This is a genomic window from Streptomyces sp. NBC_01474 (genome assembly GCF_035918215.1).
GTDB lineage: Bacteria > Actinomycetota > Actinomycetes > Streptomycetales > Streptomycetaceae > Streptomyces > Streptomyces aureus.
In genome coordinates this window covers 2,490,895-2,509,061 of sequence record NZ_CP109449.1, presented here as the reverse complement: position 1 = coordinate 2,509,061, position 18,167 = coordinate 2,490,895, and the positions used below count along the sequence as shown (strand labels likewise).

Annotated in this window: 12 protein-coding genes and 4 pseudogenes; 11 read left to right on the top strand and 5 right to left on the bottom strand. The window is 66.6% G+C overall.

Going from position 1 to position 18,167, the window contains the following annotated elements; all coding sequences use genetic code 11:
• Nucleotides 1–99: 99 nt before the first annotated feature.
• Nucleotides 100–417, top strand: coding sequence for a divalent-cation tolerance protein CutA (gene cutA / locus OG758_RS11845; protein ID WP_326709955.1), 318 nt, complete (start codon nt 100–102; stop codon nt 415–417).
• Between the two features lie 154 nt (nt 418–571).
• Here cutA and OG758_RS11840 read toward each other — a convergent pair whose 3' ends face one another.
• Nucleotides 572–1,900 carry an MFS transporter gene (locus OG758_RS11840; RefSeq protein ID WP_326709954.1) on the bottom strand — a complete coding sequence of 443 codons (1,329 nt, stop codon included), beginning with the start codon at nt 1,898–1,900 and terminating at the stop codon, nt 572–574.
• 202 nt (nt 1,901–2,102) lie between these two features.
• Entirely contained in the window at nt 2,103–3,608 is a 1,506-nt protein-coding gene (locus tag OG758_RS11835) for a PucR family transcriptional regulator (RefSeq protein ID WP_326709953.1), read from the bottom strand.
• A gap of 182 nt (nt 3,609–3,790) precedes the next feature.
• On the opposite strand from OG758_RS11835, the gene ppnP reads away from it, so the two are divergent.
• Nucleotides 3,791–4,072, top strand: coding sequence for a pyrimidine/purine nucleoside phosphorylase (gene ppnP, locus OG758_RS11830; RefSeq protein ID WP_326709952.1), 282 nt, complete (start codon nt 3,791–3,793; stop codon nt 4,070–4,072).
• A 714-nt stretch (nt 4,073–4,786) separates the two neighbouring features.
• The gene (locus OG758_RS11825) at nt 4,787–6,841 is read left to right on the top strand and encodes a TerD family protein (RefSeq protein WP_326709951.1); all 2,055 of its coding nucleotides are present in this window, start codon (nt 4,787–4,789) and stop codon (nt 6,839–6,841) included.
• Nucleotides 6,842–7,929: 1,088 nt separating this feature from the next.
• Here OG758_RS11825 and OG758_RS49010 read toward each other — a convergent pair.
• The gene (locus tag OG758_RS49010; protein WP_442810294.1) at nt 7,930–8,166 is read right to left on the bottom strand and encodes a replication initiator; all 237 of its coding nucleotides are present in this window, start codon (nt 8,164–8,166) and stop codon (nt 7,930–7,932) included.
• Between the two features lie 326 nt (nt 8,167–8,492).
• Between OG758_RS49010 and OG758_RS11820 the strand changes: the two are divergent.
• The 7 genes and pseudogenes from OG758_RS11820 to OG758_RS11790 all read left to right on the top strand — a co-directional run.
• Nucleotides 8,493–9,035: pseudogene (locus OG758_RS11820) on the top strand (DUF2637 domain-containing protein); the annotation flags it as partial.
• Nucleotides 9,036–9,618: 583 nt separating this feature from the next.
• Nucleotides 9,619–10,224, top strand: coding sequence for a reverse transcriptase domain-containing protein (locus tag OG758_RS11815; RefSeq protein ID WP_326709950.1), 606 nt, complete (start codon nt 9,619–9,621; stop codon nt 10,222–10,224).
• Between the two features lie 122 nt (nt 10,225–10,346).
• Complete coding sequence (locus OG758_RS11810; RefSeq protein ID WP_326709949.1) at nt 10,347–11,243, top strand: IS4 family transposase; 897 nt, start codon at nt 10,347–10,349, stop codon at nt 11,241–11,243.
• Nucleotides 11,200–12,375, top strand: a complete 1,176-nt coding sequence (locus OG758_RS11805; RefSeq protein ID WP_326708336.1) for an ISAs1 family transposase — start codon at nt 11,200–11,202, stop codon at nt 12,373–12,375. Before OG758_RS11810 ends, OG758_RS11805 begins: the two co-directional genes overlap by 44 nt.
• A 14-nt stretch (nt 12,376–12,389) precedes the next feature.
• Nucleotides 12,390–12,965 (top strand): annotated as a pseudogene (locus OG758_RS11800) (transposase); the annotation flags it as partial.
• 169 nt (nt 12,966–13,134) lie between these two features.
• A complete protein-coding gene (locus tag OG758_RS11795; protein WP_326715875.1) occupies nt 13,135–13,827 on the top strand; it encodes a reverse transcriptase domain-containing protein in 693 nt (230 codons plus the stop codon).
• Between the two features lie 87 nt (nt 13,828–13,914).
• Nucleotides 13,915–14,143, top strand: a pseudogene (locus OG758_RS11790) (DUF2637 domain-containing protein); the annotation flags it as partial.
• Between the two features lie 1,320 nt (nt 14,144–15,463).
• Here the strand turns inward: OG758_RS11790 and OG758_RS11785 are convergent.
• On the bottom strand, nt 15,464–16,291 hold the full coding sequence (locus OG758_RS11785; RefSeq protein ID WP_326709948.1) for a class I SAM-dependent methyltransferase: 828 nt from the start codon (nt 16,289–16,291) through the stop codon (nt 15,464–15,466).
• A gap of 72 nt (nt 16,292–16,363) precedes the next feature.
• Between OG758_RS11785 and OG758_RS11780 the strand changes: the two genes are divergently transcribed.
• Nucleotides 16,364–16,966: a TetR/AcrR family transcriptional regulator gene (locus OG758_RS11780; RefSeq protein ID WP_326709947.1), complete on the top strand. Its 603-nt coding sequence runs from the start codon at nt 16,364–16,366 to the stop codon at nt 16,964–16,966.
• A 12-nt stretch (nt 16,967–16,978) separates the two neighbouring features.
• Here OG758_RS11780 and OG758_RS11775 read toward each other — a convergent pair.
• Nucleotides 16,979–17,366: pseudogene (locus OG758_RS11775) on the bottom strand (helix-turn-helix domain-containing protein); the annotation flags it as partial.
• Between the last annotated feature and the right edge of the window lie 801 nt (nt 17,367–18,167).

Below are 18,167 nucleotides of genomic sequence, written 5' to 3'. Positions count from 1 at the left end.
AGATGTGGGAGACAGGCGGTGCTCCCTGGGCGGGTTAACGTCCAGCCAACTTGGGCAGCCCCCAAGGACCTGGCGTGGGCTGCTCGTTAGGCTCTCGGCATGACTGACTACGTGCAGGTTTCGACGGCCACGGAGACCAAGCAACAGGCAATCGATCTCGCTGGCCCGGCGGTCAAGGAGCGGCTCGCAGCGGGCGCGCAGATCATCGGGCCCGTCACCAGCGTTTTCTGGCATCTCGGTGAGTACGGCACGGGTGAGGAGTGGCAGTTGCTCCTGAAGACGACTGGCGACCGCTATCCGGAGCTGGAGGCCTACCTCCTCGAGCGCCACCCTTGGGACAATCCGGAGGTGTGTGCCGTGCCGATCACCGAGGGTGCGGAGCGCTGCAAGAAGTGGATCAGCGACTCCGTTTCCTAGGACGCGTCCTAGCCTGCCACACGCTCCAACAGGTCTCGGACAGGGCCGAGATCCTTGTGCGCGCTGAGCCGACTAAGAATCGGGTCGATGCGGAGGAGCGGCAGGCGTACAACGACGCGCTGGGCCGACTCCTCACCTGGAGCCGGCCCGTCCCTCACCCAGAAGCAGTCGGCAGGGGCTTCCGCGCGGTTTCGCGGGAGGCCGCCACTCCGATCAGGGAGAGAAGTGCGACCGCGATGAGGAAGAACGCGGGGGAGTAGGAAGAGCCGGTCCACGAGATCAGCCACGTTCCGACGTAGGGCGCCACCCCGCCGAAGAGTGCGGCACCCACGTTGAACGGCAAAGCGAAGCCGAGGTAGCGCGAGCGGGTCGTGAACGTCTCGGCGAAGAAGGACGGGAACACGGCGTCGTTGAGGGAGAACATCGTGAGGAACACGACGAGCACCACCGTGGAAACGAGCACGCCGCCCACGGATATCGCCATCATCAACGGGTAGCTCAGCGCGATGAGCAGGACGCACGCCGCGAGAAGCATTCGCCTCCGGCCGAACCGGTCAGAAAGCGCCGCCGTGCACGGAATGATGGCGATGTAGCAGACGAGGGAGATGGTCACCACGAGGTTCGAATCTCCCTGGCTCATTCCCGTCTCTTCGATGAGGTACGTCGGGATGTAGCTGAGGAGCAGGTAGTAGCCGCCGGCGTTGAGCGCCATCACGAGAAGCAGACGCCCCATCCTCGGGAGGGATGCCATGAACGACGGCTTGTGCCCGGTCTCCTGCTGAGCGGTCTTGGGCGCGTCGTACTCCCGGTCAGCGAGCTTGAGGTACTCGGGGGTGTCCTCGAGCCTGAACCGCAGGTAGAGGCCGATGAGTCCGAGCGGTCCCGCCATGAGGAACGGCAGTCGCCATCCCCAGGACTCCATGCTGCCGGCGGACAGGTTCGCGTACATGAGCGTCGCCATGACGGACGCGAGAAGGAAGCCTGCCGCGGAACTCATCGGCACGAAGCCGGTGAGCAGGCCACGTCTCTTGTCCGGTGAGTATTCGGCGATGAAGGTCCCGGCTCCGGCATACTCCCCGGCCGCCGAGAAACTCTGCGTGATGCGCAGCAGGAGGAGAAGGGCGGGAGCGGCGACACCGATGGTCGAGTACCCCGGAACGAGGCCGATCGCGAGGGTCGATCCCGACATGAGGAGGATGGTCGTTCCCAGGACGCGCTTGCGTCCCATCCTGTCTCCGAGGATTCCCCAGAGAAGCGCGCCGAGCGGGCGGACGAGAAACGAGAGACCGAAGACGGCGAACGTGCTCAGCAGGGCGACTGACCGGTCTTCCGACGGGAAGAACACGACGGCGATGGTGGTCGCGAGATAGCTGTACGAGGCGTAGTCGAAGTACTCGATGAGGGTTCCGAGACCGCTGGCCGCGATGACCCGCCGCATGACCGCGCGATCGGGTGGCGCTACGGCGTGGGTGGAGGTGAGCATGGGAATCTCCTTCATCCTATGGCTCTGCGGCCGGTCCCCGGTGACGTGTGTCCGGAGGTGACATGGGCCACTCGCGTGGTCGCGTCCCTACGATTTCCAGCCGGCGGGCCAGGGCCTATGGCCTCACCGGCGCTCCTCCAAAAACGCGTTGTCCACGGCGTACACGTCAGGGCGTGCATACCATCGCGTGTGGCTCAGGCGGTCAGTCCCTGAAGCCGCGCGCCTTGAGAGCCAGCCAGAGTTCGGTCTGCGTGTCGACGCTGTCGAGGCTGCGGCCCGTCACCTGGGTGAGCCGGAGCACGCGGTTCCTGATCGTGTGCCGGTGCACCCCGAGACGCACCGCGCACGCCTCGATCGACCGGTTTTCGATGAGCCACGTGTGGAGTGTCGTGAGCAGCACGTCTCCGTTGGGCAGCGCGTCGATGGGCGCGAGTACGGCGTTGGCGAAGGCCGTCAGGTACTGGCTGTCGGCGACGTGCAGGAGGAAGTCGTGGGCGGACCCGTCGACGAACCCGACGAGTGAGCCGATCCGCCGGCTCGTCTCCAGCGCGGCCCGGGCCTGTCGCAGGGTGCGGGCTGCGTTTCCGGGGGGCAGCGCGGTCCCGATGCCCACCGGTGTGTCGAGGCCGTACTCCTGGAGCAGGCGTTTGGGGTCCTGGGTGGCCAGGCCCTCGACGAGTCGCTCGCTCACCCTGAGCAGGGGTGATCCGAGGACAACCGCGAGATCGTCCAGGAGGACCTCGGCGTGTGTCTGCGACTTCGCCTCGACGACCACACCCCACAGGGTCGGGGCGTTGATGTTCAGCCCGCGGAGAAACGCCCGGGCCCGCGCGTCGTCCTCGGTGGAGAGTAGGCGCGCCACGTGCTGGGCGCGCCGCCGACGCTCCGGTTCGTCGAGGAACCAACGCCGCTCGAACTCGAGGGCGAGCAGGGACAGCAGGGTGGGCACGGCGAGGTCGGCCATGGCCAGACCGCTGTCGGAGCGGGCTATGTACCCGCGCACGGTCGTCTCTCCCGCGAACGGAGACACGATCAGGGCGAGGGAGCTGCCGTCGACGGAGACCCGCCGGGTGTGGCCGAGGGCAGGTGGGTCCGCCCGCACGCGGTCACCGGTCGCCTCGGCCGACGGGGCGTGCAGCCCGGTGTTCTTGCCGAGCAGACGCCCGACGCGGTCGAACACCCCGGCGCTCTCGCCGGTCGACCGCTGCCACTCCTGCAGCAGTGCGTCGACCGTGCCGCCGCGCGCGACGATCCTCGTCAGGCGTACCTGGAGAGCGAAGGAGTCCTGGAGGGCCACGCGTTCCGCCGCGACCTGCTTCGCGATGACAGCCCTGGTGATCTTCGTGAAGGGCGTGGAGGCTGGCGCGGACAGGAGCGGAAGGTCGTGCTCGCGGGCCAGGTCGACGAGGAAGCCGGGGATCTCGCGGAGAGGTGCCTGGGGTCCGGTTCCCAGGATCAGTCCCACGGCTCCATGCGCTGCGAGCGCGCTCACATAGTTCGCCCATGGCTCGGGATCCGCGCCGAGAACGGCGCCGCTCGTCATGACGATCTCGCCCCCTTGGAGCCACTGTCCGGGAAGGCCGATTTCGGCGGCGTGGGGCGCGGTGACGGTGGCGTCCATCCGCGATCCGGCGTGTTCGACGGCGAGATGGAGGCCTTCGAGGGTAGCGACATCGGCCACGGTGAGCGCGTGGGCTGTGCGGTCCATGCCCGCATCGTACGAGCGGTCGGCGTCGCCCTGCGGGCCACCTCCGGCCCATGGGTTTGTACACGCGGGAGATGGCTGAGGGCTCTCCCGCCGAAATAGCTTCCAGGAGTCCGAAGACGAAGCGCCGCGAACGGGCGATGCCGCCGGGACGCCCGGCGCGCGGCACGTGAAAGGAAGCCGAATTGATCCAGCAGAACGAGTACTACGACGGTCAGGTACGCAGCCTCGAGTTCGCCAACAGCCAGGGCAAGTTCACCGTCGGCGTCATGGAGCCGGGGGAGTGGGAGTTCGAAGCCCCGACCCGGGAGTGGATGATCCTCATCCGGGGAACCTGGGACGTGAAGCTCCCCGGATCGCGCGACTGGAAGACCTTCGGCGAGGGCGACTCCTTCCAGATCGAGGCGGACGAGTCCTTCACCGTGCGCATCTCCGACACGGTGGCCTACCTCTGCCCTTACACCTGAGTTCTCCGCTCGGTGAAGCCTGCGCGGTACCCGTCATGTCGCTGACCTGACGGGCTCCGCGCACGTTCCGATTCCCGGTCCTGGCGACCTGGCTTCGTCGCGGCCACCGTGCCTCAACCCCCGACGAAGCCAGGTCGCCAGGACCGGGCTCGTCGTCACGTGTGTCCCAAGCGGCGAGGTCGACGACCTGGCCGTCGGGGAAGAGAGCCCAGGTGCGGCCTTCGGCTACGAAGGCACCGGACGGCTCGGCACCTACTAGCCACTCGGCGGCCCAGCCAGCGATCTGCCAGCCGAGGGTATGGCGGGGCAGTCGTTCGCGTCCTTCAGCCAAGTCGGCCCGTAGAACGACGGCCCAGGGCGTCAATCTCCAAGGGAGTGAGCTGAGTTGCAAGAGCTCACCTCCAGAGCTGTCAACTCTGGTCCATAGGCGCCCGGTTGGAAAGGGATCGCCGTACAGGTGGGCATTTCGGAATCGCACGAACCGGCATCGGCGTACGGTGCGTGGTGGTCGCCGACGCCAGTTGAGTCTCAGCAGCAGCGCCAGTGTGCAGGGCCGACTTCAGGCGCGCGACCAGCTCTGGCGATGTGAGGCCCAGCCTTCCCTGCCGCCCGATAGACTCATTTCCTTCACGCCAGGCTCACCATATGCACACATGTGTCGACAGGGTGAGTGAGGGGGGTTCCTCGTACCTGGGTGATCGGTTGGGAGGCCGCATGTACGAGATGGTCAAGGGGGCCAACGTCGGGCTGGGGGGCTTGAGCGGCAGCGACGTCGATTCGGTCGTCGTCAGTCTGGGTTGGGTGAGCCCCACGGGTGAGGGGGACGCCGATGTCTCCGTGCTCCTGCTGGACGAAAACGCCAAGGTCCGCACCGACACCGACTTCTACTTCTACAACAACGCCTGCGCGCCAGACGGGAGCGTGCAGCTACTGGGCAAAACGCCCGTGGGAGAGGGCAGCGAGGACCGGATCAGTTTCGACTTGACGGCAGTTCCCGGCGATGTCGCCACCATCCTCATCGCGGCGAGCCGGTACGAGTCGGCCCGGTTCGACGAACTCGAGGATCTGCAGCTGAGGTTGAGCGACGGGTCCGGCGAGCCGCTGCTGCGGTTCGCGATCGATGATGCCGGTGACGTGAGCGCGCTGATCTTCGGGGAGCTCTACCGGCGCGGGGAAGAATGGAAATTCCGGGCTGTAGGGCAGGGCTACGAGGCAGGCTTCGCAGCCCTGGCAGGGGATCACGGCGTAGACATCGACGACGACGCCGAGCAGGCGAACGCCACGCAGGCAGAGGAAGGCTCCCAAGAGCTCCCGGCCTCTGACGTCCTCCAGCAGAACCCCGCGCCAGAATCGGCGCCGGACCCCATCGCCACAGTGACCGTCCCCGGCCCACGACAAGAAGCCGAGGCAGCGGCGCCCGCCAGGAAGCCGGTGCGCCCGCGCACGTCGAAGAAGAAGGTCACTGTTTCCAAGACGCCGCAGAAGTCCCTCGCGGAGAACGAGTCCTGGAGGGGCGCGCGCCTCTTCCCCGTCTCCGCGTTGAAGAGTGACCGTGACCGGGAGACTCGCGCCACCTCGGTCCTGCTGGCTGTGATGGCGCAGGTGCCCGAGCTCGGCCGGCGGCTCACCGCCGGGTTCGGCGCCCCCGCCGGGCGTATGGAGACCTTCACCGAGGTGTCGCTGCCCCACGGAGAATCGCCTCGGCGCCCCGACGGTGTCATCCGTGTGGAACGAGCGGGCAAGCTGTGGACGGCACTCGTCGAGACCAAGACCAATGGCAATCCGCTCAGGGCCGAGCAGGTGCAGGACTACTCGGACATCGCCGCCAGGAGGGGTTACGAGGCGGTCATCACCCTCTCCAACGACGTGGCGCTGGAAGGCAGCCCGCTGGTCGAGGTGAAGATCGACCGGCGGCGGAAGAACAAGGTGAGCCTGTGGCATCTGTCCTGGGCCGAGGTAGCCCACCAGGCGCAGATGCTGATCCGGCACGAGGGCGTCGGGAACCCCACACACGCATGGCTCTTGGAGGAGTTGCTGCACTACCTGCTCCACGAGAATTCGGGCTGTCACGGCTTCCACAACATGGGGCCGGCATGGGTGCCTGTCCGTAACGGGATCCAGGACGAGACGCTCGGCCCGGGCGACCCACGGGCACTCGAGGCCGTCGAGAGCTGGGAGCGTCTGGTACGTCAGGTCTCGCTGGGCCTGGGGGGCGAACTCGGACGGAAGGTCCTTCCCGTGCAGCGTGCCCGCCGCGGCACGGACGCCGTGGCCCGCCGCACCCGCATGGCCGACGAGTTGTGCCAGAACGGCAAGCTCCAGGCCGAGCTGCGCATCGAGCAGACACCAGGAGTACTCGCCGTCACCGCCGACCTGCGCACCGGCAAGATCCGCACATCCATCGACATCTCGCCCCCGGAGCAGGGCTACCCACTCTCCTGGGCCAAGCGAATCGTCCGCGAACTGGCTGAAGCGCCCGCGGACCTGCACATCGAGACCTTGGTCGATGGCGATGCGGGAGGACCGCGGGGAACGCTGGAACGCCTGCGCCCCGAGCCGGGTGATCTCCTCCCGAAGGGCGGGGCAAAGATCACCGGATTCCGGCTGTCCCTGTACAAGGGCATGGGCGCCCAACGGGGGAACACAGAATCCGGATTCATCCGCAGCGTCGACGAAGCAATCCACAAGTTCCATACCGGGGTGGTGGCCCACCTCGACCGCACGGCGACCAGGAGGAGGGCGCCGGGAAAGCCGTCTGTCGGGGCGTAGGACAGCTGCAGCCGGCCAGGGCGTCCCCCGCGGGGCAATGACCGCTGATCACCCTGCGATCCGCAGGACGATGAACGGTGCGAACACGGAGCTCCTGTGCAAGTTGCGCGCCACAACGTGCTAGGCGTACTGGGCGGCACGGTACGTATGTCCCGCCGCGACGACGCCGACCACTGGTGCGCCCCCATGGCCGAGGGCCGCGCTTGCCCCGCACCAAGGAACTGGCCGCGCTCGTCGACGCCGGGGTTGCCGAGACTCGTCAGGCCGCACCTGCGCGGTGGCCGTCGCCTCCCACGTCAGCCGGTCCAACGCCGGGGCCTAATGCCACGTCAGGGCCCAATCGTCCGGGGGAGTCCGCACGGTTGGCTTGTGTGAGAGGCCGTGAGACGACGATGCCCCGGCCGTTCCGGCGGGGCAGGCGCGCGCTGAGGGGCGCCGTGTCAGGCGTGCGCATCGTTGTACTCGCGAGGCTCGCCCTGGTGCTCGCATAGCCCGTATCCGCCAGCGCCGGGGCGTTCCCGCGTTCTGGGGCATGGCGTTCGGGGCCGTGCGCCTGGGAGCGCGGAACGGGCCGCTCTCGCGATCTCTATCAGAAGTGTCCGTCGCTGGAGGGCCGAGACACCGGGACGTGAGTAAAACGGGACAAACTAGTATGAATGCCCTGAGTGTGTTGCAGGGGCGTCGGGATCCCATGCGTGCCCGATGCTCAGCGCGGGGTGCTGCGTTGGGTTGATCATGAGCGACCGACGTGAACACGACGAATACGCCAGCGGCGTCCGTGCCGAACTCAACGGAAGCTACTGGCTCGACGCCCCCGAGCGCGACGGGCACACCCAGGCGACTGCCGCTGGTGCAAAGCCCTGGCGAAGGCCGAAGCCGAGGCGAGGCGTCGCAGGAATTCCCAGACCGGTACCGACTGACCCCGCCCCCATTTCCGGCGGGCGCTCCCGAGTCCGCCACCTCGACACGCCTGCCGGTCCCCACCCGCAGGAGCGGCCGGTTTCGACGGGTAGTCACGCAGCCGCAGCTGAGCGCCCGTCTGTGATCGCAGTTGGCCGCTTCGCGCCGGGGCGGCATCGTTCACCAGATCAGTGGAGAGGACCGAAAGACGGCGCCGTCAGGGTGACGAAGAGCCTGCGTCGATCGCCAACCGCCGGGGGCGTTCTTACCGCCCACGAGGCCGGCGAGGGCGAGGTGGAAGGTGTCCCCGCGCGGAGTCGGGAGCACGGGACGCAGACGGTCGCGCGTCTGTTATGGCAGCGGACGGAAAGCCGCTCGCCCAGCTCGTGGCGGGCGTCGTAGCGGTGCGGGATCTCCCCGGTCATCGCGTCCCGCGTCCTCGTCAGGAGAGATGCACAGGGTGCGCGCACCCGCCCGTCGTAGCTATCTGTGCCAACCAGCGGGCGAATCAGGGATCTTGGGCGATGCGCAATGCGTCGCGGTCTGCTCTGGAGAGCTGACGCAGGCGCGCCGCGCGGTCGCGAGCGGCGCACCTGCCAGCCGGACGGTCCCTTGCGCACGCCTCTCAGACGCCTGCGCCCGGGAGGAACGCCGCCATTCCACAGTGTGATCACCATCCGCTGACGATCCCTCATGAGTCACGGCGATTCGATGTAACGCGTGACGCATCGTGAGAGTGTGGCTACTGCTCATGATTCATAAGTTGCAGGAGGGGCAGCGGTACGTGGCTGTGAACGGGGGAGGGGCACCGCCCGTGATGCTGACACGGACGCACCGCATACTCATCGGCGTGGTCGTCGCCGGTGCGGTGGTCATCGCCGGCATCGGTTTCGCGGGTTCGTACGCGGCCGTTCGCTCACTCGCGCTCCAGAAGGGGTTCGGGAACTTCAGCTACGTGTTCCCGATCGGCATCGACGCGGGTATCTGCGTACTGCTCGCCCTGGACCTGCTGCTGACCTGGATCCGCATACCGTTCCCGCTGCTGCGCCAGACGGCGTGGCTGCTGACCGCGGCGACGATCGCGTTCAACGGCGCGGCCGCCTGGCCGGACCCCCTCGGCGTCGGCATGCACGCCGTCATCCCGATCCTGTTCGTCGTCTCCATCGAGGCGGCGCGGCACGCGGTGGGCCGGATCGCGGACATCACGGCCGACAAGCACATGGAGGGCGTGCGCCTCACGCGCTGGCTGCTCTGTCCGCTGCCCACGTTCCTGCTGTGGCGCCGCATGAAGCTGTGTTGTGTCCTGAACATGAAAGGGAGTTGGTCGTAGGGCAACTTCTAGAAGTGATGCTGTGCGGGAGATGAAGGTATGGCCCTTCGGAGTCGCCCTGTGGGGGGAGACTTCAAACCACCTCATGCTGCATTGGGTTGAAGACCGTTGTGGTGAGCGATGAGGAAAAGGCGTCCAGGAGGCGTCAGGTGGGGTCCGGGAAGACGAACACAAGTGAATCGCTGCTGACGTGTCGAAATCATAAAGACGACATCAAAACCGGGGTGTCACAGTTACTCCGGGATGAGCCTGGCGGGTGCTCGCTTATTGGCCAGGCGGTGTCCGGCATGCAGGCGACGTGAGCCCGGGCTGCGGCTTCCGCACGGAACAGGAGAAGGCCTGCCTTGATGCTGTCCGCCGCGCTGCGGTGGCGAGAGGGAGTGCCCCAAGTAGCTGTATCTGCGAGGGGTCGAGTACCGAGGCAGGGCAGGCCGGCGGACCGGTTCGTAGTAGTGACGAAGCCCCTGTAATGGGGGTGGAGCGAAGGGACCGGGCCGTTCGTGACTGAGGTGATCGCATCAACCGGACAGAGTCCGGGAGGAGTGAGATGAGCCAGTTGAAGTCACCGACCAAGCCGTTTGATATCTCGAAGTGGGAAGTCAAGGAGGCATGGGAGGACGTCAGGGCCACCAAAGGCGCACCCGGCGTGGATGGACAGAGCATCGATGACTTTGAGGGTGACCTGAAGAACAATCTTTACAGGGTCTGGAATCGGATGTCATCGGGTTCGTACTTCCCACCCCCGGTGCGTGCGGTGGCTATTCCCAAGCCGCACGGTGGAGGCACGAGAATGCTGGGCATTCCTGCTGTCGCCGATCGCGTGGCGCAGACCGTAGTGGCCCGGCATCTGACGCGGAGGGTGGAGCCAATCTTCCATCCCGACAGCTATGGATACCGGCCCGGGAGGTCTGCCCTGGACGCAGTGGGGAAGTGCCGTGAGCGTTGCTGGAAGAGGGCCTGGGTGGTCGAACTTGACATCGCCCAGTTCTTCGACAGCGTGCCCTGGGACCTGCTGGTCAAGGCGGTGGAGGCGCACACCGACGCCGTCTGGGTGAAGTTGTACGTACGGAGGTGGCTCGCTGCCCCGCTCGTCATGCCCGACGGCACCCTGCTGGAACGGGAGCAGGGGACCCCACAAGGCAATGCCACTTAGATAAGTGGTTAGCGTTCCGCCGTCCACATATGCACAGAGGCACGCCCGGGCTGCCTGTGGATAGTCAACTATGCGATACCGGCGCTTCGTTGTTCCCGGTGGACCGGTTATCTTCCTCACCTATGGGTGGGGTGCGGGATGGTTCGGCGGCGGTTTCGGGTGTCCGGTTGACCGATCGGGTGGGTGTCGGGGTTCTGACGCGTCTGGTCGATCGTGATCTGGTCGATGAGGTTCTCGCGGAGACGAGGCGGACGGAGAAGAGGTCCCGTCTGCTTCCGGCGCGTGTTGTTGTCTATTACGTGTTGGCCCTGTGCCTCTTCTTCGGGGAGTCGTACGAGGAAGTCATGCGTCTTCTCGTCAACGGTCTTCGTTTTCTGGGGACCTGGCGGAAAGACTGGACGGTTCCTACCACGGGTGCCATTTCGCAGGCGCGCCGGCGTCTGGGGCCGGAGCCGTTGCGAGTGCTGTTCGAGCGGGTGGCAGTGCCTTGTGCTCAGCGGGGGACACAGGGGGCGTGGCTGGGGCGGTGGCGGCTGATGGCCATCGACGGGTTCGTGCTGGACATTCCTGATACCCCGGCGAACGATGCGGAGTTCGGCCGGTCCGGGGGAAAGGCGAATCCGGCGCCTTTCCCCCAGGTGAAGATCGTGGGGCTGGGTGAATGCGGGACCCATGCAGTGGTGGCTGCGCGGCTGGGTCCCTGGCGAGTGGATGAGGGAGTTCTCGCTGGACAGCTTGTCTCCGAATTCGAACCGGGCATGCTGGTCACCGCCGACCGGGGATTCTACGCGTACCGTCTGTGGGAAGCCGCTGCCAGGGCTTGCGCAAGTTCCCGGGTTCGCCCAACTGGCGTGAGGATGCCGCGGGTTGGGGTGGATGACAGAGCGGACACGGAATCCGTGATCATTCAGGTGTCTAAGCCGAGTGATCAAGAGGGTTCCCGTGTCCGCTGTCTCATCTTCCCCGATCCCTGCCGTGTTGGCCAAGTTGGGTCCGCTCAACCCGGACGACGTGGCTGACCTGCGGTTCTTCCTGGAGGCGGTGCCCGATCCTCGCTCCCGGCGGGGCCGTTGGTACTCGTTGGCCTCAATCCTGCTGGTCTGCGCGGCCGCCGCGGTCTCAGGAGCCCGGACCATCGACGAGCTCGCCGAGTGGGGTGCCCGTGCCGACGCCGGGCTGCTCGCCGCGCTCGACGTGCGCCGTCACCTGCTGCACTGGCGGCATGCACCGTCCAGATCGGCGATCGGGAGGGTCCTCGAGCGCCTCGACGCCGACGCACTCGATGCGGCCGTCGGAGCCTGGCTGGCTCACCGCCATACCGCCGCAGCCCCGGGCAGACGACGGGTGATCGCCGTGGACGGCAAGGCACTGCGCGGCTCCGCCCGTCTGAGCCAGCCCCGCCGCCACCTGCTGTCCGCCGTCACCCACGGCCGCCCGGTCACCCTCGCCCAGGCCGAGGTCGGGTCCAAGACCAACGAGACACGGCACTTCCAGCCCCTGCTTGCACCGCTCGACCTGGACGCAGACGTGGTCACCTTCGACGCGCTGCACTCCGTGAAGGCCAATGTCGCCTGGCTGGTGGAGACCAAGAAGGCGCACTACGTGGCCGTGATCAAGCCCAATCAGCCCACCGCCTGGGCCCAGCTGGACGGTCTGGACTGGCACGCGGTGGCCATCCAGCACACCGCCTCGAACAAAGGACACGGCCGTCGCGAGTCCCGCTCGGTCAAGACTCTCGCCATCGCCGACAACCTCGGCGGCATCGCCTTCCCCCACGCGAAGCTCGCCCTCCGCGTCCACCGCCGCCGCAAAGCAACCGGCAGGAAGGAGACCCGCGAGACCGTCTACGCGGTCACCAGCCTCGACGCCCACCAGGCGAAACCGGCCGAACTCGCCTCCCACCTGCGCGGACACTGGATCGTGGAAGCCCAGCACCACATCCGCGACCGTACCTTCGCCGAAGACGCCTCCACCGTCCACGCCGGCAACGCACCCCGCGTCATGGCCGCCCTCCGCAACCTCGCAATCGGAGCCCTCAAAGCCCTCGGAGCGACCAACATCGCCAAGACCACTCGCGCCATCCGCGACCAACCCGAACGAGCCCTCCCCATCCTGGGCATCACCTACAAGCCCGACCTCAACGGAACTTGATCAAGCCCTGAGCCGCTGCCGCTACCGGTGCGGACCTCTTGTGGCGCATGCCCGACGGTCCTCATCTGCCGGTCGTCCGGCCGCTGGAGGACGGATCGTACGAGTCTTTTCTCCTCGACCCCAAGGTCCGCAACCGGCGTGCGAATCAGCGCCACCGTGGATCGGCCGCCATCGAGAAGCCGTCCGGGATCCCGGTAAGAGTCGTCGAGTACGAAGTCACGAACCGTGGAGGCAAAGGCGAGATCTTCTGCCTGATCACCACCATCATGAACCCGGATGAGGCCAGCTCCGCCGAACTTGCCGCCGCCTACGCCGAACGCTGGGAGTTCGAATCCAGCCTGGACGAGATCAAGACGCATCAACGAGGCCACGGCGGCGTACTGCGCTCGAAATCACCGGACATGGTCGAGCAGGAGATCTGGGCACTGCTTCTCACTCACTACGCGGTCAGGCACCTGATGTGCGAGGCAGCCGACCACGCCGACATCGACCCGGACCGACTGTCCTTCATGCGCTCACTGCGCGTCATCCGCCGTCAGGTCACCGACCAGGCGGGATTTTCCCCCCTGCCGCCTCACGAACGCCCTTGACAAGGCATATGCAGAAATAATCGAAAGACTCAACCCTTGCCGACGGAACCGCAGTAGTCCACGAGCCGTCAAGCGTATCCACGTCCATGCCTACAGGAAGAAACTCCGCACCGAAACCACGACCCGTCACCCGGACCCACCCCACATCAAAATCCTTGCCGTTTCTTAAATAAGCGGCATTGCCCCACAAGGGGCTCCGGTGTCTCCCGTCCTGGCGAACCTGTTCCTGCACTACGCATTCGACCTCTGGATGGACCGGGAGTTCCCCACCATCTGGTTCGAACGCTACGCAGACGATGCGGTGTTGCACTGCGTCTCCGAGCGCCAGGCCCGTGAGGTACTGGCAGCTCTGGTGGACAGGATGGCCGAGGTCGGGCTGCGTCTGCACCCGGCCAAGACCCGGATCGTCTACTGCAAGGAAAGAGGACGCACCGGCTCCTACGAGCACGAGGCGTTCACCTTCCTCGGGTACACGTTCCGCGCCAGACAGAACCGGATGCGCAATGGGGTGGTTTTCACCTCGTTCGAACCGGCTGTCAGCAAGGACGCCCTGAAGAAGATGGGGCGAGAGGTGCGGTCCTGGAGGCTGCACACCCGCACCAACACGTCCTTCCAGGAACTCGCCCGCAGGATCAACCCTGTGGTCGCGGGATGGATCAACTACTACAGCCGTTTCAGGCCTTGGGAGTTGTACCCCTTCTTGGCGCGCATCAACGCCTACCTGGTGCGGTGGATCCGCCACAAGTACAAGCGGCTCTCGGCCAACCGCAAGGCCACCGTGAAGATGCAGGAGATCGCCCGTCGATACCCCCGCATGTTCGCGCACTGGCGCTACACAACGGCGGCCGTATGGGTCGGTTGATCAGGACGGTAAGAGCCGTGTAACGGGAGACTGTTACGCACGGTTCTGTGAGGGCCGAGGGGTGAGATTCCCCTCGGCTACTCGGCGGAGCTGCGCTCCTACGAGGCCGTGATCAAGCTGGAGCAGGAGCGGCTCGTCTACCAGGCGCGGCTGCGGTCCCGCTTCGGCCGGAACTGGCGCCGCAAGGCTCCGGTGGAATCGCTGATGCCGTTGCGTCTGGCGAAGTACGGGGTGCCACTGGCAGAGACGGCTCCGGCGGGGCTCGCGGCTGCCGGGATCGAACCCCGGCTGCTGCCGGCCGCACCGCAGCAGACCACCCCGGAACTTGAGCCGCCGATCGAAGCCGCAGAGGCTCTTACGGCAGAATCTTCGAGTCCGTGGCTCGCCAAACAGCTGCCGGCGCACCAAGCCGAGACGGCGGATTCAATCGACTACTTCGGTGCCTATAAGGATTTCCTGGCTGAGTATCAGGTCGTGCCGACGGCGGCTCAGTTCGCGCACTATCTGCGGGTCGAGCATGAGGCTGCCCAGGAAGACGGCAGTCCGCTGTCGGAAGTGGAGCTGGTGCCGCTTCTGGCCGGATATGCGGCCAAGCTTGAGGCGAGCGTGGGCCGCCAGGACATAGGCGACGGGGACGGGCCGCAAGCTGAGGTGCCGGTCTCAGAGGAGACGTGGGCGGCGTTCTACCGGGATGTGGCCCGCGCCTATGTCGAGGAGTTCGGCGCCTCCCCCGATGCGGCAGCGCTCGCGCAGTACCTGCGACAGCGCTACAACTTGGACGCTCCCGAGCCGCACCTGCTGCCCCCTGAGGTGACAGCGGAGCAGCTCCCGGCCCCTCACAGTGCGGACATGACGCCCCCCGTCGGGCCGGTGCGAGGCAAGACTCCGTCGGACGGCTTGGTGCCGGTTCCCTCGCAGCGGGACCGCGCGCAGATCGACGTAGCCCTCGACTCTTCCGCGACTGTTGACGACGGAGGGGAGGAGGGCGAGGAGCTCGCGCGGCTCACGAATCCCGACCGGTACTACCTCGCCTACCAGCGATACGTGGACACCCACGCCATGGAGCCCAAGGGCAGAGCAGCCTGGGAGGAAGTGTCCCAACAGCTTGCTGCGTCCGGTGTCCTGGGCGACAAGGGACAGCCGGTCAGCCCCAGCACCCTGCGCCGGTACGCACTGGAGCAGCGCATCTACCGCCGGTGGGTCGACGAATACGAGCGCCTGGGCGAGCCACCTACGTACGAGGTGCTACTGGATCGGCTCGCCCACGACGGGATCAAGTCGGGCAACCGGCAGCTGACCCTCGACGATCTGCAGCGCGGCGAGCATCTCGCGTCTGGGTTCGAGCGCCGCTACCACGCACTGCACAGCCACAACTGATCACCGGCGGCCGTGACCTGCGGCCGCCCTAGCGTCGTAGTCAATCATCGTGCCGACCCTAGCCTGTGGGCGCCGTCCCCAGGACTTGAACCTGTGGCCTCATCCCTTATCAGGCCCCTGGACCGCCATCGGCAACCCGCCCGGCTGGCAACTCCTGGCCGAGATGGCCGTCAACGTGGCTGGCCGCACTGCGCCTGCGCCCGGCAGAGATTTGAACGGCTGCGTTGATCCTAGGTCGGCGGCGACTTGACGGATGGACTCAGCAGGCGCCGACGCGAACGGCGGTCGCGGACAGGGTGGTGTAGTTCATCGTGAAGCGTCCCCCCAGGGAATCGATGGCGCCCCCGACGGCATCCAGTACCTCGGCCAGTTGATCGGGACGGAGTTGGGTGAGACCGCCGGTGGTGGGTAGCAGATCCAGCCATTGGTCGCGCGTGTAGGACTGCTCCCAGTCGAATCGCCACTGTTCGGGATCATTGAACTGTTCGGTCTCCCGGATCTTGTCGGCGAACTTTGCGTATGCCGCCTGGTAGAGGTCGAGCGGACGTCGGGCCGGTTGGCCGTTGAGCGGGGAGTCGGGCGCCGCCCGCCGGAAGGCAGCGGCGAACGGATCGGCCACCTCGGCTGGCGGCTCGTACACGTGCCCGAAGATCGCCAGCCGTCCCCCTGGACGCAGCACACGTGCCGCCTTCACGGCGCCGGCGACCGGATCCACCCAATGCCACGACTGGGCGGCGATGACCGCGTCGAACGTCCGGCCGGCCGGCTGCCAGGCTTCGAACGTCGCCACCTCAACCTGCAGGCCACGGGCTCGCGCGAAGTCAGCCATCCGCGCATCGGGTTCGACGCCGAGCACGGCGGAGCCGGCCGCCTGGAACTGGCGGGCTGCGATGCCGGTGCCGCAGCCGACGTCGAGTACGTCGGGCCCGGGGCTCCCGGCAACGATCCGCGTCACCAATGCATCGGGGTAGCCGGGCCGGGCCTGGTCATAGCGTTGCGCGTCCACGCCGAACGACTCGGCCATCCGCCGGGCCTCATGCGACTGCGCTGGGGGCGGTTCCGGTTGCTCTCGCGGTAGAGTGGGCATGCGCCCACTTTAGTGGGCGCATGCCCACTCGACAACGGGTGCTAGCGAGCTGATGCGCGAGAGGATCTGTGAGTGCCGACTGGGGTGCACCTTCGCGACGCGCGGCAGCAACTGTTCGACGCTGCCGAGCGTGTGCTTCTGCGGGACGGGCCGGACGGGCTGACCAGCCGGGCCGTCACTGACGAGGCGGGATGCGCCAAGGGCGTCCTGCACCGGCACTTCTCCGACTTCGACGCCTTCCTCGCCGACCTCGTACTTGACCGTGCCGGGCAGCTCGAGATGCAGGCGAGTGCGCTGCGCGAGTCCGCAGGCAGCGGCACGGTGGCCGACAACCTCACCAGCGCGCTGACCACCTTGTTCGGGCCGATTCCGGTGGCAATCATCCCGCTCATTACCTTCCGGGACGAGCTGCGTGCACGGCTGCGGCAAGCCAGGCCCGGAGGGGGCATCGCGGTCCTCGCCCAGGCCACGACAGCGATTTCCGCTTATCTGGCCGACGAGCGTGAACTGGGCCGCATTGCGGCCGACGCCGACATCGACTCACTCACTCTCTCCCTGGTCGGTGGCGGGCATCTCCTGTTCACAGACCGCGACCCCGGCCCGCCGACCACGGCAGTCGTCAACAAGCTCGTGACAGCGGTCATCGCCGACGCCGTGCAACGACGTCCGAATTAGGTGCCACTTGGCGATCTCGGCGGGCGGGAACCACAGATCGCACTGGCCCAGCTCGCCAGGTCCATAGACCGTCCGAGACGCCGGATCGACGGGCCGATACGCCGGACGCAGTTCCCTGACGCGCTCTTTCAGCACGGTCAGGCCACGGTCCCAGCCGATTCGTTCGGCGATCACCGTCGCCGGCATCTGCGGCCACTGCTCGAGCAGTTCGCGGATCTGCGGCTCGACGACATCGATGTTCGAGCCCTTGCTGCCCGCTGATACTTCGGTGGAGCATCGTCCGCAATGGCTCTGCGAACGGTGTTCCTCGAGACGCTCAACTTCCTCGCAATGGCTCTCACCGCATCTCCTCGGCCCGGAGAAGCCGACGGATCTCCGCCCAGTCCTCCACGTTGATCACCACTCCTCCCGGCCTGACTCAACGAGCCAGGCTGCTGGAGCGTGCAACTATCTAGCGTCCGATACCGGTCCACTTTTCAGCCTTGGCAGACAGGCCGCGGCTGTTCGCGCAAGCTGGTGTCAGCTGCTGACGTCAGAAACCGGGGCGTTCGACGAGTTCGGGCTACTTGCACGCCGGATCATCACCACTACGTGCACCGCTTGCTCCGGGTAGGCCCATAGCCGTACAGGCACCCCAGACCCTTCACACTCGATCACCAGCGCTCTGGTCGGGACCCACAACATTTCGCGGAAGGTCGCTCGGCGCGCGCGGATGTAGCGCAGATCTTTCGGGAGTTCACGCAGCCGCGTCCTCGACCAGCGAGGCTTCCATTGGAACCTGCCGCCGGCGCGTACGTGACCAAGGCTGTATCGGCGCCCCTCGTCAGGCAGGTTGGCCCCGACCTGGAAGAAGACTACTTCCCCTGCTTCGGTCTGAGTGGCTGTTCGCCGCGCTCGCCGCGCCAGGAGAAGCCTCCCGATCACCCCACCGAGGAAGGCACAGAGCGCCGTAATCATGCGCGAAGTAAAACAGGCGGCCAACTCATCGCCAAGAGGTTCGGCGCACCTCGGACCTGACACATCCCAGCAGCTGACCCTGCCAACAACGCAAATGAAGATCACGGCTTACGGCTGTCATGTAGGACGCACACCGCCACATACACGCAGAAGTTGACCACCCCGCAGCCGTTGTCCTGCTGATCGCTCAGCCGGCGTTCACACAGGGTTGGTGTCCACTCGCTTCGATGAGCGGGCTGCAGCA